Source organism: Glutamicibacter sp. V16R2B1 (assembly GCF_005774635.1).
Taxonomy (GTDB): Bacteria; Actinomycetota; Actinomycetes; order Actinomycetales; family Micrococcaceae; genus Glutamicibacter; species Glutamicibacter creatinolyticus.
This window is the reverse complement of the sequence record NZ_VATX01000017.1, coordinates 54,783-69,851: the sequence shown is the minus strand read 5'-3', so window position 1 is coordinate 69,851 and position 15,069 is coordinate 54,783. Positions and strand designations below refer to the sequence as shown.

The 15,069-nt window shown below is 69.0% G+C and carries 12 protein-coding genes; 8 read left to right on the top strand and 4 right to left on the bottom strand.

Annotated features, from left to right (window positions below):
• Nucleotides 1-140: 140 nt before the first annotated feature.
• A complete protein-coding gene (locus FDN03_RS13195) occupies nucleotides 141-602 on the top strand; it encodes a MarR family transcriptional regulator (protein WP_138177839.1) in 462 nt (153 codons plus the stop codon).
• A 72-nt stretch (nucleotides 603-674) separates the two neighbouring features.
• A complete protein-coding gene (locus FDN03_RS13190; protein ID WP_138926372.1) occupies nucleotides 675-1,934 on the top strand; it encodes an MFS transporter in 1,260 nt (419 codons plus the stop codon).
• Between the two features lie 89 nt (nucleotides 1,935-2,023).
• Here the strand turns inward: FDN03_RS13190 and FDN03_RS13185 are convergent, their stop codons facing one another.
• Both FDN03_RS13185 and FDN03_RS13180 read right to left on the bottom strand, forming a co-directional pair.
• Nucleotides 2,024-3,355, bottom strand: coding sequence for an alpha/beta fold hydrolase (locus tag FDN03_RS13185; protein ID WP_138177835.1), 1,332 nt, complete (start codon nucleotides 3,353-3,355; stop codon nucleotides 2,024-2,026).
• Complete coding sequence (locus tag FDN03_RS13180) at nucleotides 3,355-3,831, bottom strand: GNAT family N-acetyltransferase (RefSeq protein WP_138177833.1); 477 nt, start codon at nucleotides 3,829-3,831, stop codon at nucleotides 3,355-3,357. The genes FDN03_RS13185 and FDN03_RS13180 overlap by 1 nt, the downstream gene beginning before the upstream one ends.
• A gap of 63 nt (nucleotides 3,832-3,894) precedes the next feature.
• Between FDN03_RS13180 and FDN03_RS13175 the strand changes: the two genes are divergently transcribed.
• On the top strand, nucleotides 3,895-4,647 hold the full coding sequence (locus FDN03_RS13175) for a metal-dependent hydrolase (protein ID WP_138177831.1): 753 nt from the start codon (nucleotides 3,895-3,897) through the stop codon (nucleotides 4,645-4,647).
• A 91-nt stretch (nucleotides 4,648-4,738) separates the two neighbouring features.
• Nucleotides 4,739-5,686: an NAD-dependent epimerase/dehydratase family protein gene (locus FDN03_RS16970; RefSeq protein ID WP_138177830.1), complete on the top strand. Its 948-nt coding sequence runs from the start codon at nucleotides 4,739-4,741 to the stop codon at nucleotides 5,684-5,686.
• Here the strand turns inward: FDN03_RS16970 and FDN03_RS13165 are convergent.
• On the bottom strand, nucleotides 5,683-8,211 hold the full coding sequence (locus tag FDN03_RS13165; RefSeq protein ID WP_138177827.1) for a DEAD/DEAH box helicase: 2,529 nt from the start codon (nucleotides 8,209-8,211) through the stop codon (nucleotides 5,683-5,685). The genes FDN03_RS16970 and FDN03_RS13165 overlap by 4 nt on opposite strands.
• Before the next feature lie 76 nt (nucleotides 8,212-8,287).
• Between FDN03_RS13165 and FDN03_RS13160 the strand changes: the two genes are divergently transcribed.
• Nucleotides 8,288-9,091 carry a methyltransferase domain-containing protein gene (locus tag FDN03_RS13160; RefSeq protein ID WP_138177825.1) on the top strand — a complete coding sequence of 268 codons (804 nt, stop codon included), beginning with the start codon at nucleotides 8,288-8,290 and terminating at the stop codon, nucleotides 9,089-9,091.
• Nucleotides 9,092-9,106: 15 nt separating this feature from the next.
• Here FDN03_RS13160 and FDN03_RS13155 read toward each other — a convergent pair whose 3' ends face one another.
• Complete coding sequence (locus FDN03_RS13155; RefSeq protein WP_138177823.1) at nucleotides 9,107-9,760, bottom strand: MBL fold metallo-hydrolase; 654 nt, start codon at nucleotides 9,758-9,760, stop codon at nucleotides 9,107-9,109.
• Nucleotides 9,761-9,833: 73 nt separating this feature from the next.
• Here FDN03_RS13155 and FDN03_RS13150 point away from each other — a divergent pair, with 73 nt between their 5' ends.
• From FDN03_RS13150 to uvrA, 3 genes are all read left to right on the top strand, one after another.
• Complete coding sequence (locus FDN03_RS13150; protein ID WP_246049495.1) at nucleotides 9,834-10,229, top strand: GntR family transcriptional regulator; 396 nt, start codon at nucleotides 9,834-9,836, stop codon at nucleotides 10,227-10,229.
• A gap of 162 nt (nucleotides 10,230-10,391) precedes the next feature.
• The gene (locus tag FDN03_RS13145; RefSeq protein ID WP_138177821.1) at nucleotides 10,392-12,011 is read left to right on the top strand and encodes a PQQ-binding-like beta-propeller repeat protein; all 1,620 of its coding nucleotides are present in this window, start codon (nucleotides 10,392-10,394) and stop codon (nucleotides 12,009-12,011) included.
• 96 nt (nucleotides 12,012-12,107) lie between these two features.
• Entirely contained in the window at nucleotides 12,108-14,981 is a 2,874-nt protein-coding gene (gene uvrA / locus FDN03_RS13140; RefSeq protein ID WP_249354571.1) for an excinuclease ABC subunit UvrA, read from the top strand.
• The last annotated feature ends 88 nt before the right edge of the window (nucleotides 14,982-15,069 follow it).

Sequence of the window (15,069 nt, the reverse complement as noted above, 5' to 3'; positions counted from 1 at the left end):
GCCAAGGGCCGGGACGGATGATCCGTCCCGGCCCTTGCCATGCCCGGCGTCCCCGCGGCGCACCCCGGCCGGTGATGAGGAGAGTCACACTCCACGCTCTTACATAGCCATGCTATGTAATTTCTTCTATACTGGTACCCATGACAGACCAGCCAGCCTCCGACGCCGCGAAGTTCGCCGAGCTCGCCTCGCAGATCTCCACCTCCGCGGCGTTCATGAGCCGGCTGCTGGGCCGGGTGGCCGGGCAGGGCCGCTCGGTGACCGCCTGGCGGGTGCTCTCCACGCTGGATCGCCACGGCGCCCAACGGGTGGGGGATTTGGCCGGGCACGAGCGGATCGCCCAGCCGACCATGACCGGGCTGGTGGGCCGCCTGGAACGCGAAGGGCTGGTCACCCGCTCGGCGGACCCGCAGGACCGGCGCGCCGCCCTGGTGGAGATCACCGGGCAGGGACAAGCCGCGCTGCAGGGCTACCGCGCCCACGCCACCGCCGCCCTGTCCCAGGCGCTGGGGCAGATGAGCCAGGCGGAGCTCGACACGCTGCGCCAGGCGCAGCAGCTGTACACCCGGATGGTGGCCAGCCTCGAATCCCAGCTGTCCTGACCCGCGCCGGCTGCGGCGCGGACCGCGGCCGACACCCACGGATTTTGTGAGAACCAAACGTACAGAAAGAAGTTGATCCACACGAGTACCGCTAGCAAGCCCTCACTATGGCGACAGCCTGGATCGGTATGGGCGATCGCCTTTGCCTGCATGGTCTCCTTCATGGGGATCGGCCTGGTCGATCCGATCCTGCCGGCCATCAGCCGCGAACTGGAGGCCAGCGCCTCGCAGACGATGCTGCTGTTCACCAGCTACCTGTTCATCACCGGCATCGCGATGTTCTTCACCAGCTGGGTCTCGGCCCGCATCGGCGTGAAGCGCACCCTGCTGACCGGCCTGGTGCTGATCGTGGCCTTTGCCGCCCTGGCCGGGGCCAGCGGCAGCGTCAACCAGATCCTGGGCTACCGCGCCGGCTGGGGGCTGGGCAACGCGCTGTTCATCTCCACCGCGTTGGCGGCCATCGTCGGCGCGGCCAGTGGCGGCAGCCGCCAGGCGATCGTGCTCTATGAGGCCGCACTGGGCGTGGGCATGGCCACCGGTCCGCTGCTGGGCGGCATGCTGGGCGACATCTCCTGGCGCGGGCCGTTCTTCGGCACCGCCGTGCTGATGGCCATCGGCCTGGTCGCGATCCTGGCGTTCCTGCGCGCCCCCACCCAGGCGCCGGTGCAGGTGTCCCTGCTGGCCGGGTTCCGGGCGCTGCGCAACAAGGCGCTGCTGGCGCTGGCGGTCACCGCCGTGTTCTACAACTTCGGGTTCTTCGTGCTGCTGGCCTACTCGCCGTTCCCGCTGGAGGCCGCCGCGCACGCCCAGGGCATGGAATTCGGCGCCCACGAGCTGGGTCTGGTGTTCTTCGGCTGGGGCCTGGCCCTGGCGGTCACCTCGGTGCTGGTGGCCCCGCCGCTGACCCGCAACTTCGGGCTGCGTCCCACCCTGTTCACGATGCTCGGCGCGCTGGCCGTGATCCTGGGCGCGATGGCCGTCTTCCACGAGGACCTGGTGGTTCTGATCGTGCTGATCGTCGTCGCCGGCCTGGCGCTGGGCGTGATGAACACGGCGCTGACCGAGGCCGTGATGGAGGCCACCGACCTGCCGCGCAACGTGGCCAGCTCCACCTACTCCGGGGTGCGCTTCCTGGGCGGGGCGATCGCCCCGGCCGTGGCCGGTCCGCTGGCCACCGCCCTGGGGGCCGGCGCGCCGTACTGGTTCGGTGCCGGGTCGATCGTGGTGGCGATCCTGGTGCTGGCCTTCGCCGGGCACACGCTGAGCCACATTGGCGTCTCGCATGAGAGCGAACAGGAGGTCGCCGAGGACCTCACCGCCGCGGACGCATAGCGGCCAGTCCTCCCAAGGACAGGACCACGCCCTGCCCCACGCATCCACTGATGCGCGGGGCAGGGCGTTGTTCATGCCGGGGGCTCCGCTCAGTTCCCGGTGGCGCCCTGTGCTGTGGTGTCTTCGGTGGCGGTGGCGGTGGCGGACTTCAGCGCCGCATCCGGGTCGACGCCGTTGGTCATGTCCAGCAGCCGCTTGAAGATGTACGCGCCCTCGTCGGCGATCCCATCGTGGTGGAACGCCTTGGTCACCCAGGTCTGCAGGCCCCGCACCCGGCTGGCGGTGTCCAGGGAGAGCTCGCGGTCCACGTAGACGTCGTCGTGGTAGACCGCGGCGGCCACCGGCACCTGGTTCCGGGCCAGCACCTGCAGGTCGTACAGCGGGGTGAAGTGCTCGTATTCGGCCAGCAGCCGGGCAGTCTCCTCCAGCGGGCGCAGCGCCGGGTCCTCGGCGAAGTACCAGCGGTACACCATTTCACCGGTCAGCAGCGGCACCTCGGCCTGCGGGCTGAATTCCGCGAATTCCTCCAGCACCCGTTCCGCGGCCCAGTTGGTGGCCTGGCCCTGGGCGTAGATCGATTCGTGCAGCACCGCGTAGAGCGGGTTCGCGGCGCGGCTGGCCTGGTCGTAGAGCACCCCCAGGAACGTGTCCGACAGCCGCGGCCCGCCCGGGGTGTCGATGAACGCCTCCTGCAGCACATGGTGCAGCGAATGCACCCGGGTGTTCCCGCCCAGGTACTGCCCGAGCATCTGCACCAGCGGGACCGTTACCGGCCGCCCATCGGGCAGGTGTTCATCGTGGAAGGTGCGCACGTGGCGGTAGATGCGCTGCAGCACCTGGCGGTCCTGCGGGTACCAGGTGAAGTACTCGGCGTTGCGTTCGGCCATCCTGCGGTAGGTGGCCCGGTAGACGGTGTCCGCGTCGGCGGTGAGCGAGGCCAGCCCGCCGGTGATCAGGCAGCGCTGAAGGGACTGCGGGAAGAGCGAGAGGTAGCTCAGCGTGCAGAACCCGCCATAGCTCTGGCCCAGCGTGCTCCAGCGTTCGATGCCCAGCGCCGTGCGCAGCGCCTCCGCGTCGCGCACGATCGAATCGGCCCGGAAGAAGCGCAGGTAGTGCGCCTGGGCGGCCGCGTCCCCGCGCAGCGCCAGGGACTGGCGGTTGGCCGGGGTGGACAGCCCGGTGCCGCGCTGGTCCAGCAGCAGCACCCTAAAATGCTTGACCGCCTCGGCCAGCCAGCCCGAGAGCGAGGCCGGGCGCGGGGACTTGCCGCCGGGCCCGCCCTGCAGATACAGCAGCCAGGGCTTGGCCGGATCGGTGCTCACCTCACGGGCGTAGACGCTGATCTGCTCCCCGTGCGGGTTCTGGTGATCCAGCGGCACCTGGACCCAGTGGTCGGTGACGTGCATGCCGCGGTACTCCATCAGGCACCCGCCTTCGCCAGCGCCGCACCGTCCAGCCGGCGGGTGGTCCAGCCGTCCAGAGAGCTGGAGCCGATGGCGTCGTAGAAGCCGATCGCCGGGGCGTTCCAGTCCAGCACCGCCCACTCCAGGCGCCGGTACCCGCGCTCGACGGCGATCCGCGCCAACTCCTTCAACAGCGCGCTGCCCAGCCCCTGCCCGCGGGCGGACTCCCGCACCACCAGGTCCTCCAGGTGGATCCCGTGCCGGCCCTCCCACGTTGAATAGGTCAGGTACCAGATCGCCACGCCGGCCACCTGCCCGGTGGCGTCCTCGGCCACGTGGGCGAAGACCTGCGGGTTGGCGCCGAACAGGTGCTCCTGCAGGTCGGCGACGGTGTTCCTCACCGCGTCCGGTTCCTTTTCGTAGACGGCCAGCTCATGGATCAGCTCCAGGATGCGGGCACAGTCGTGCTTCTGCGCAATTCTCACGGTTGACATGTGTCTAAGGTTACCCCTGTCGCGGATCGGGAAGTGTCGTACATACGTTCTAAGGTTGAATCCATGATGGGTGGACACCACGCCATGAGCGGCGCGGCCGCGTGGCTGGCAATAACAACACAGGTGGACCTCGGACCGGTGAACCTGGGGCTCGGGCTGTTCGAGATGAACCAGTGGGAGACGCTGGCCGGGGCGATCGTGTGCGCCGGGGCGGCGATGCTGCCCGACGCGGACCACCCCTCGGCGACCATCGCCCGCTCCCTGCCGCCGATCTCCAACCTGGTCACCCGCCTGGTCTGCACAATCTCCGGGGGACACCGCAACGGCACCCACTCGCTGCTGGGGGTCGGCGCGTTCGCGCTGCTGGCCTGGGTGCTGGACAAGTGGTCGATCCACACCGCGGGCCTGGGGGTGGTCTACCCCGGCGCCGCCGTGTTCGCGGTACTGCTGATCTCCTTCGCCGTGAAGACCATGAAGTTCATGCCGGCGCTGCTGTGCTGGGTGATCGCCCTGGCCGGGGCCGCGTTCGTGGGAATGAACGCCCCCGATGAGCGTTCCTGGTTCTTCCTGGCGGTGGTGCTGGGCGCCGGGGTGCACCTGCTGGGGGACATGCTCACCATCGGCGGGGTGAACCTGCTGTGGCCGATCCGCTTCAAGGCCCCGCGCTGGTTCCGCCGCCTGCCGGGGATCGGCGGATGCTGGAAGGCCAACGGCCGGGTGGCGGTGCCGGTGCTCGGGGCGACCGGCTCGAACGCCGAATGGGTGCTGGCCAGCGCGCTGACCTCCTATGTGACCGTCGCGCTGCTGCTGCACTAGGCACCGCCGGAACACCGGGGCGGCAGGAAAAGCCCGGGCGGCCTGCCCCCTGCCCCTTCCCAATCCCGCCGGCGCTTGGTTGACTGGGCCAATGAAACTGTTGATCCTGGGCGGCACCGGGTTCCTCTCCCGCCACCTGGCCGTCGCCGCGCTCGCCGCCGGGCACCAGGTCACCTGCGCCAGCCGCGGCGTGAGCGGCCGCCCGCCCGCCGGCTGCCGGTTCGTGCGCTGGGACCGCAAGGACGCGGCGCCCGCCGCCCTGTCCGGGGCCCGCTTCGATGTGGCAGTGGACGTCTTGGGGCAGCCCAGCCACGTGCGCCGGGCCCTGCAGGGGCTGCACGCGGGGCATTGGATCTTCATTTCCACGCTCAACGTGTACGCCGACCCGCGGCCCGGGGATGCGGCCGGGCCGGATGAGCGGCTGGTGCCGGCGATCGGCCAGGACGTTTCGATCGACTCCCCGCAGTCCTATGGCGGGATGAAGGTGGGCTGCGAGCAGCTGGTGGCCGCGCGCGCCCCGAGCTTCACGATCCTGCGCCCGGGACTGATCATCGGGCCGGGGGACCGGACCGGACGCTTCAGCTACTGGCCGCTGCGCCTGGCCGCGGCCGCCGCCGACGGGCACCCGTTCATCGACGCGCGGGATTTGGTCGACTGGATCCTGCTGCTGGCCGACGAGCGCCACCAACTGGTGTGCGATGCCGTCGGGCCGGTCATGACCCGTGCGCAGTTCATCGACCGGCTCGCGGCAACGCTCGGCCCGCCGGCTCCGGCGGTGCGCTGGCTGAGTCCCGAACAGCTGGTCGCGCACCGCATCGAACCGTGGTCCGGGCCGCGGTCGCTGCCGCTGTGGCTGCCCGCGCAGCTGACCGCGCTGATGGACCGGGACCACGCCCCGGCCCGGCGGGCCGGGCTGCGGGTGCGCCCGGTGGCGGACAGTGCCCGGTCGGTGCTGGGGGCCGGGGCGGAGACCGCCGCACCGACCGGGTTGAGCCGGGCGGAGGAACTGCGGATCCTGGGCGTGTCCGGGCCGCGCTAGTCCAGGCGCCCCACCGAGGTCACCGTGACCACCGGGTGACCGGCCTCGTCGGACTCGTCCAGCGAGATGGTGGCGTTGATGCCCCAGTCGTGGTTCTGCTGCGGGTCGGCGAAGATCTGGCGCACCTGCCAGATGCGGTTGGGTTTCTCGGTGACCAGGAACAGCTTCGGGCTGCGGGCGCCGGGCCCGTCGTCGATGTCCTCGTGCTCCTCGAAGTACTGGTCCATCACCTCGGCCCAGGCGTCGGCGTCGAACCCGTTGTGCCCGTCCAGCTCGCCCAGCGCCGTCTCCTGCTCGTCGGCGAACAGCTTGACCCTGCGGAACATCTCGTTGCGCACCATGACCCGGAACGCGCGCATGTTGCTGGTCAGGTTCTCCGGGGCCGGCGGGGCGATCTCGGTCTCCTCAACCAGCTCACCGCGCGAGAGCTCCTCCCACTCATCGAGCAGCGAGGAGTCGATCTGGCGGATCATCTCGCCCAGCCACTCGATCAGATCCACCAGGTCCTCGCGCAGCGCATCCTGCGGCACGCTCTGGCGCAGCGCCTTGTACGCATCGGTCAGGTAGCGCAGCAGCACGCCCTCGGAGCGGGCCAGCTGGTAGTACTGCACGAAGTCGGAGAAGCCCATGGCGCGTTCGTACATGTCGCGCACCACCGACTTCGGGGCGAGCTCGAAGTCGGCCAGCCACGGGGCGCCGGCACGGTACTGTTCGAACGCGGACTCCAGCTGCTCGGCCAGCGGCTGCGGGTAGCTGATGGTGTCCAGGATGTTCATCCGCTGGTCGTATTCGATCCCGTCGGCCTTCATCTGGGCGACCGCCTCCCCGCGGGCCTTCTTCTCCTGGGCGGAGAGCACCTGGCGCGGCTTTTCCAGGGTCGCCTCGATCACCGAGACCACGTCCAGCGCGTAGCTGGCCGACTCCGGGTCGAACAGTTCCAGGGCGGCCAGGGCGAACGGGGACAGCGGCTGGTTCAGCGCGAAGTTCTGCTGCAGGTGCACGGTCAGCGCATAGTGGTTGCCGTACTGGTCCGGTTCCGCGTTGCGCACCACCACCCCGGTGGCCAGCAGTTCGCGCAGGATCCCCAGGGCGCGCAGCTTCAGCCGGCGCTGGGCGGCCGGCGGCTCATGGTTTTCGCTCAGCAGCCGGTTCGCGGCCTCGAACGCGTTGTCCTCGCGCTCGAGCAGGTTCAGGATCATCGAGTGCGACACCTGGAAGGAGGAGCGCAGGGTTTCCGGGGCGGCGTGCACGATCTTCTCGAACGTCTTCTCACCCCAGCTGACAAAGCCCTGCGGCGGCTTCTTCTTCGGGATCTGGCGCAGCTTGGAGGAACCCTCGCCGTGCTTCTTCACCGCCTTGGCCATCGCCCTGGCGTTCTCGATCGCGTGCTCGGGGGCCTGGACCAGCACGGTGCCGGCGGTGTCGAACCCGGCGCGCCCGGCCCGTCCGGCGATCTGGTGGAATTCGCGGGCGTTCAGCAGCCGGGTGCGGGTCCCGTCGAACTTGGACAGCGCGGTGATCACCACGGTGCGGATCGGCACGTTGATGCCCACCCCCAGGGTGTCGGTGCCGCAGATGACCTTCAGCAGCCCGGCCTGCGCCAGCTGCTCGACCAGGCGGCGGTACTTGGGCAGCATCCCGGCGTGGTGCACCCCGATGCCGTGGCGCACCAGGCGGTTCAGGGTCTTGCCGAACCCGGCGGCGAAGCGGAACCCGCCGATCAGCTGCGCGATCTTCTCCTTCTCCTCACGGGTGGCGACGTTGATGCTCATCAGCCCGGTGGCGCGGTCGATCGCGTCCAGCTGGGAGAAGTGCACAATGTAGATCGGCACCTGTCGGGTCTTGATCAACTCGTCGACCGCCTCCTGCACCGGGTCCATGGAGTAGTAGAAGTGCAGCGGGATCGGGCGTTCGGTGTGCGCGATGGTGGTGGTCTCCCGCCCGGTGCGTTCGCCCAGTTCACGTTCGAAGCGGGTCACATCGCCCAGGGTGGCGCTCATCAGCAGGAACTGGGACTGGGGCAGCTCGATCAGCGGCACCTGCCAGGCCCAGCCGCGCTGCGGGTCGGCGTAGAAGTGGAACTCGTCCATCACCACCACGCCTACATCGGCGCGCGAACCTTCACGCAGCGCAATGTTGGCCAGGATCTCCGCGGTGCAGCAGATGATCGGCGCATCCGCGTTCACCGCCGAATCCCCGGTGAGCATCCCGACGTTCTCGGCGCCGAAGATCTTGCACAGATCGAAGAACTTCTCCGAAACCAGCGCCTTGATCGGCGCGGTGTAGAAGCTGACCTGGTCGCGGCACATGGCGTAGAAGTGGGCGGCGACCGCCACCAGCGACTTGCCCGAACCGGTCGGGGTGGCCAGGATGACGTTGTTCCCCGCCACCAGGTTCAGGGACGCCTCATCCTGGGCGGGGTAGAGGGTGATTCCGCGGTCGGAAACCCAGCGGCCGAAGGCCTCGTAGATTTCCTCGTCGGAGACGTTGTTCGGGTCTGCCGGCAGCAAGTCAGTGAGCATCATGATGCTTCCAGCCTAACGGTTGCGAACTGTTAACAGACCCTAGTCGTGGCGCAGTGTGCGGCAATAAACTTGGGTTATGAAGTGGGAGCCGAGCACATACACCGAATTCGCCGACTACCGGGGGCGGCCCTACCTGGATTTGATGGCGCGGGTGGAGCACCTGGCGCCAAAGAAAATCGTGGACCTGGGCTGCGGGCCGGGGAACATGACCAGGCTGCTGGCCGAACGCTGGCCCGAGGCGCTGGTGCTGGGCCTGGACTCTTCCCGGCAGATGATTGACACCGCCCACGCCGGAGACAACCCGCCGAACCTGCGCTTTGAGCTGGCCGACGCCACCTCGTGGCAGGCCGATGACACGATCGACCTGCTGTTCTCCAACGCCATGCTGCAGTGGATCCCCGGGCACCTGCAGCTGTTGCGGGGCTGGCTGCGGCAGCTGGAAAGCGAGGCGGCCATCGCCATCCAGGTGCCGGGCAACTTCGACTCGCCCTCCCACGCGGTGATGCGCCAGGTCGCCGAACGCCCCGACTGGTCGGCCAAGCTGGCCGGGGTGCTGCGCCACGCCGACGCGGTCGCCGCGCCGGCGGACTACCAGCGGCTGCTGATCGAGGAAGGGTTCACCGCCGACGTGTGGGAGACCAGCTACCAGCAGCTGCTCACCGGCAGCGACCCGATCCTGGACTGGGTGCGCGGCACCGCACTGCTGCCGGTGAAGGCCGCCCTGGATCCGGAGGACTACCGGCGCTTCGAAGACGACTACCGCCAGGCGGTCGGCGGGCACTACCGGCGCATCGAGGTCGCCGGCGGGCAGCAGCTGACCAACTTCCCGTTCCGCCGGATCTTCATGGTCGGGCAGAAGCTCGGACGGCCGGGAAGCTAGCCGGTCCCGGGCCGGCTACCAGCCGCGTTCCTGCCATTCCTCCAGGTGCGGGCGCTCCTGGCCCAGGGTGGTGGAATCCCCATGCCCGGGCAGCACCACCGCCTCATCCGGGTAGGCGCCAAAGAGCCGCTCACTGACATCGGCGAACAGCTGCATGAAACGCTGGGGATCTTCCCCGGTGTTGCCCACTCCGCCGGGGAAGAGCGAATCCCCGCTGAGGATCGCGATCCTGCCCGAGGAATCCCGCACCACGTAGGCGATCGAACCGGGGGTGTGCCCCCGCAGGTGCACGCAGTCGATCACCACGTCCCCCAGCGGCAGCCGGTCCCCGTGCTTGACCGGGTTGCTGGTCGCCACCCCGCTATGCTGCTCGATCTGCGCCGCGTCCTCGGCCCCGGCGTAGGTCGGCACCGGGTGCGCCTGATGCGCCTGGGACAGCGCGCGCACATGATCCCAATGCTGGTGGGTGGTGGCGATGCCCACCAGCTCCGGTTCGGGCCCGTCCCCGGCGGCCTGCTCGATCATCGCCGAGATCGCCGACCAGTCATCGGCCGCGTCCACCAGCAGCTGCTTGCCGCTGGCCTTCTCGGTGAGCAGGTAGACGTTGTTGTCCATGTCGGAAACGCTTATCTGGCGAATGGTCACGTCGTCAAGATCCAAGGTATTCATGCCCCCACCCTACGTCCGGCACCCGGGGCAAGGCGATAGGCTCAAGGGAACAACGATTTAGCTTTTCGATGAAATGGAAGTGACAGCAGCCATGGACAGCCTCGGGTTCATCACGATCGACGCGCAGGATCCCACCGCCCCCTACCAGCAGGTGCGCGAACAGATCCTGGCGGCGATCGCCGGGGGCAAGCTCGCCCCGGGAACCAAGCTGCCCTCCGTGCGGGCCCTGGCCGAGCAGCTGTCCCTGGCCACGAACACGGTCGCCAAGGTGTACAAGGAGCTCGAGGCCCAGGGCGCGGTGGTCACCCGGGGACGGCACGGCACCATCGTGCAGGCCAGCGCCGAGCGCGGCGTGCAGGAGGTCACGGACGCCGCCGCCGACCTGGCCCGGGCCTGCCAGCTGTGGAACGTCACCGAGGACAAGGCGATACAGTACCTGCGCGCCGCCTTCAGCTCACTGCCGCGCTAGGGTCCCCGGCCGGCCGCCGGACCGGCCTGCGGCCCCACCTCCCACCCCCGGCGGACCGGCGGCAGGCCCCGGCTGTGGATATCCTCCGCACAGATTTTTTCCCCGCCATAGGATGAGCCCACCGATCAGCACCGGCCCCGCCGGTGAACCAGGAGGGTCATCATGCACCGCAGTCCAGCCGCCACCACCGCCCCGCCAGAAGCTGCCGCCGCACCCCCGCACCGGGGAACACGGGCCCCGCTGTTCCTGGCCTCCGCACTGGCCGGCACGCTGGCCTTCACCGGCTGCGTGGCCGGGCAGGACGGCGGGCAGCCCGACCGGGAGCGCCAGGTGGCGGCGCAGGCCGAGCGCCTGGCCAAACCGGCCACCAAACTGTGGGACAGCCAGGATGCGCTGCTCAGCCAGAGCCTCGTGGTCGGCCAACGGGTGCTGGCCTACACCCATGAAAAGAACAAGCTGTACCTCACCGCACGGGAGCTGCACAGCGGCAAACTGGCCTGGCAGCGCCGGGCCTACCCGGGCAATGACCCCTCCGGGGTGCCGGTGGGATTGGACAGCGTGAGCATCGACGGGCAGGACACGGTGGCCGTGCAGATCCCCGACGGACAGCAGGGCGCCCGACTGGTGGTGCTGAACACCGACACCGGCCGGCAGCTGGCACCGGGGTGGGGCGAACACTACTGGGGGAGCAGGCCCCAGCCCTGCGCCACCAGCTGGTGCACCGAGGGCACCAACGACTCGGTCAACCGGCGCGGGGCGAGGCAATACCGCTTCGACGCGAGCGGCGGCAGCTGGGCAGCGGTGCCGCCCGCCCAACTGCCGGTGCCCCTGCCGGATGAGGACTCCCGCCTGCTGGGGCACGGGCTCTCGGCCACCGGGCAGCGCGGGCCAAACAAGGAACAGCTCGCCTACGCCCGGAACGGCAAAATCCTCTGGAAGCAGCCCTACGAGAAGGCGTTCGCCACCGAGTACTCCTCCGACTCCGGATGGACCTGGACCCTGGCCAGCGAACCCTCCGACACGCTGATCGGCAGCGGTTCGCGCGCCCACAACCGGGCCAGTAGCGGCACCTACCTGCTCGATCTGGCCAGCGACTACATGAGCATCGCGGTGGACGCGGCCAGCGGCACGGTGCTGTGGCGCCAGCCCGGGGCGGAAGCCTACTGCCAGGGGATCTTCACCGACTGGGTCACCGACGCACGGCGCACCGTGGTGCTGTGCACCATCGACAGCGGCATGTCCTCCATCCTCGAATCCGACAGCGACACGCGCCAAGGCGTGCTCACCGGCCTGAAATGGCGGGTCACCGCCCTGGACGCCTGCACCGGCGCCGAACAGTGGAGCCACGGGCTGCCGGAGCTGAAGCGCACCCGGGAGCTGATCAAACCGCGGGCACGGATCCTGTCCGACACCGAACACGCCATCCTGCCGCTGCCCCAGGGGTGGCGCGCCATTGAGATCGCCACCGGAAACGTGCGCGAACTGGGGCAGGTGCTGGGCCAGAGCGTGCTGTGCACGACGGCGCGTGAAACGCTGGAATTGCCGATCCCCGGGGACCGGGAGCCGCGCTACCTCAACGGCGAGGACGCGATCCACCCGTGCGACCGCGACACCCTCAAACCCGGCACGGTGCCGCCGCGCTACGCCGAGTTCGTGCGCACCGGGCACCACCAGCAGCAGGTGGTGGTGCTGGCCGGGACCCAGGGGATGACCGCCTACCGGATGCCGCCGGCCGAACCGGCCCCGGGCGCGCCCGACGTGCCCCGGCAGGTGCAGCGGTAGCGCCTGCCGGCGGCGCTCGCCGGGAGCGGGGCACATCACCGGAAGATGTGCCCAACGGCACTCTTATTCGAACCAGTTTTCGATTAGTATGGGCTGGTGGCTATTACTGCAGAGACTACTTCACTTGATTTGTCGCACCTGGTGGTCAAGGGTGCCCGTGAGCACAACCTGAAGAATGTGGACCTTGACCTGCCGCGCGATGCAATGATCGTGTTCACCGGGCTCTCCGGGTCCGGCAAGTCCTCCCTGGCCTTTGACACCATCTTCGCCGAGGGCCAGCGCCGCTACGTTGAGTCCCTCTCCGCCTACGCCCGCATGTTCCTGGGCCAGGTGGACAAGCCGGATGTGGACTTCATCGAGGGCCTGTCCCCGGCGGTGTCGATCGACCAGAAGTCCACCAGCCGCAACCCGCGCTCCACCGTGGGCACCATCACCGAGGTGTACGACTACATGCGCCTGCTCTGGGCGCGCGTCGGCCACCCGCACTGCCCGGTCTGCGGTGAGCCGATCTCCAAGCAGACCCCGCAGCAGATTGTGGACCAGCTGCTGGAACTGCCCGAACGCACCCGCTTCCAGGTGCTCGCCCCGGTGGTGCGCGCCCGCAAGGGCGAGTTCGTGGACCTGTTCTCCGAGCTGTCCGCCAAGGGCTACGCCCGCGCCCGCGTCGACGGGGAAACCATCCAGCTGACCGACCCGCCGAAGCTGGCCAAGCAGTACAAGCACACCATCGAGGTGGTCGTGGACCGCCTGGCGATCAACGACACCGTGCGCCAGCGGCTGACCGATTCCATTGAGACCGCGCTGGGCCTGGCCGACGGGCGCGTGCTGGTGGACTTCGTGGACCTGGACGCCGATGACCCGCAGCGGGTGCGCGCGTTTTCCGAGAACCTGGCCTGCCCGAATGAGCACCCGCTGGCGATCGACGAGATCGAACCGCGCACCTTCTCCTTCAACAACCCGTTCGGCGCCTGCGCGGCCTGCAGCGGCATCGGCACCAAGCTGGAGGTCGACGAGGCGCTGATCGTGCCCGATGACGAGGTGAAGCTGGCCGACGGGGCGATCGCCCCCTGGTCGCTGGGCAAGGCCACCACCGAATACTGGAACCGGCTGATCGAGGGCCTGGGCAAGGACCTGGGCTTTTCCATGGACACCCGCTGGAAGGACCTGCCGGCCAAGGCCCGCAACGCGATCCTCAACGGCAAGGACCACAAGGTCGTGGTGCAGTACCGCAACCGGTTCGGGCGCGAACGCAAGTACACCACCGGTTTTGAGGGCGTCATCGCCTACGTGCACCGCAAGCACCAGGAAACCGAGTCCGACCACGCCCGGGACCGCTACGAGCAGTACATGCGCCAGATCCCGTGCCCGACCTGCAACGGAGCGCGGCTGAACCCGGCCTCGCTCTCCGTGCTGGTGGGCGGCAAGTCCATCGCCGAGGTGTGTGCCATGGACCTGCGCAGCGCCGCCCAGTTCATGGAAACCGTCCAGATGAGCGAACGCGAGGCGCAGATCGCCGCGCAGGTGCTCAAGGAGATCGGGGCGCGCATGCGCTTCCTGCTGGACGTGGGCCTGGAGTACCTGACCCTGGAGCGGGCCGCCGGCACGCTCTCCGGCGGCGAGGCCCAGCGCATCCGCCTGGCCACCCAGATCGGCTCCGGGCTGGTCGGGGTGCTCTACGTGCTGGACGAACCGTCGATCGGGCTGCACCAGCGCGACAACCGCCGGCTGATCGAGACCCTGATCCGGCTGCGCTCCCTGGGCAACACGCTGATCGTGGTGGAACACGACGAGGACACCATTGCCGAGGCCGACTGGATCGTGGACATCGGCCCGGGCGCCGGGGAGCACGGCGGCACCGTGGTGCACTCCGGGTCCCTGGAGGAGCTGAAGCGCAACGAGCTGTCGCTGACCGGCGACTACCTGGCCGGGCGGCGCAGGATCGAGGTGCCCGAAAACCGCCGCAAGGTCGACAAGAAGCGGATGCTGAAGGTCGTCGGCGCCAAGGAGAACAACCTGCAGGACCTGACCGTGGACTTCCCGCTGGGCGTGTTCACCGCCGTCACCGGCGTGTCCGGCTCGGGCAAGTCGACCCTGGTCAACGACATCCTGTACAAGGTGCTGGCGAACAAGCTCAACGGCGCCAAGCAGGTGCCCGGCCGGCACACCCGGGTGCAGGGCCTGGAGCACCTGGACAAGGTGGTGCACGTGGACCAGTCGCCGATCGGGCGCACCCCGCGCTCGAACCCGGCCACCTACACCGGCGTGTTCGACCACATCCGCAAGCTGTTCGCCGAAACCAATGAGGCCAAGCTGCGCGGCTACATGCCCGGGCGCTTCTCCTTCAACGTCAAGGGCGGACGCTGCGAGGCCTGCTCGGGTGACGGCACCTTGAAAATCGAGATGAACTTCCTGCCCGACGTGTACGTGCCGTGCGAGGTCTGCCATGGGGCGCGCTACAACCGCGAAACCCTGCAGGTGCTCTACAAGGGCAAGAACATCGCCGACGTGCTGGACATGCCAATCAGCGAGGCCGCCGAGTTCTTCAGCGCCTTCACCCCGATTGCCCGACACCTGAACACCCTGGTGGACGTCGGGCTGGGCTATGTGCGCCTGGGCCAGCCGGCCACCACCCTTTCCGGCGGTGAGGCCCAGCGCGTGAAGCTGGCCGCGGAACTGCAGAAGCGCTCCAACGGCCGGTCCATCTACGTGCTGGACGAGCCGACCACCGGGCTGCACTTCGAGGACATCCGCAAGCTGCTGAAGGTGCTGCAGGGCCTGGTCGACAAGGGCAACACGGTGCTGACCATCGAGCACAACCTGGATGTCATCAAGTCCACCGACTGGGTCATCGACCTGGGCCCGGAGGGCGGTTCCGGGGGCGGGCAGCTGATGGCCACCGGCACCCCCGAGGCGGTGGCAAAGGTGCCCGAATCGCACACCGGACGCTTCCTGGCCGAGATCCTTCCGTAGCCGGCGCCCGGCCCGCCTGCGCCCCCGCGTATGCCCCCGCGGGCATGGATGGCGGGGGCCGGGGCGCGGGCATGCGAGAATGACTAGG

Coding starts and splice junctions, on each gene's coding strand:
- FDN03_RS13185 (WP_138177835.1), bottom strand. CDS start 3,355: ATGGAGTACCGCGGCATGCACGTCACCGACCACTGGGTCCAGGTGCCG.
- FDN03_RS13145 (WP_138177821.1), top strand. CDS start 10,392: ATGCACCGCAGTCCAGCCGCCACCACCGCCCCGCCAGAAGCTGCCGCC.
- FDN03_RS13160 (WP_138177825.1), top strand. CDS start 8,288: ATGAAGTGGGAGCCGAGCACATACACCGAATTCGCCGACTACCGGGGG.
- FDN03_RS13180 (WP_138177833.1), bottom strand. CDS start 3,831: ATGTCAACCGTGAGAATTGCGCAGAAGCACGACTGTGCCCGCATCCTG.
- FDN03_RS13150 (WP_246049495.1), top strand. CDS start 9,834: ATGGAAGTGACAGCAGCCATGGACAGCCTCGGGTTCATCACGATCGAC.
- FDN03_RS13165 (WP_138177827.1), bottom strand. CDS start 8,211: ATGATGCTCACTGACTTGCTGCCGGCAGACCCGAACAACGTCTCCGAC.
- FDN03_RS13155 (WP_138177823.1), bottom strand. CDS start 9,760: ATGAATACCTTGGATCTTGACGACGTGACCATTCGCCAGATAAGCGTT.
- FDN03_RS16970 (WP_138177830.1), top strand. CDS start 4,739: ATGAAACTGTTGATCCTGGGCGGCACCGGGTTCCTCTCCCGCCACCTG.
- FDN03_RS13195 (WP_138177839.1), top strand. CDS start 141: ATGACAGACCAGCCAGCCTCCGACGCCGCGAAGTTCGCCGAGCTCGCC.
- FDN03_RS13175 (WP_138177831.1), top strand. CDS start 3,895: ATGATGGGTGGACACCACGCCATGAGCGGCGCGGCCGCGTGGCTGGCA.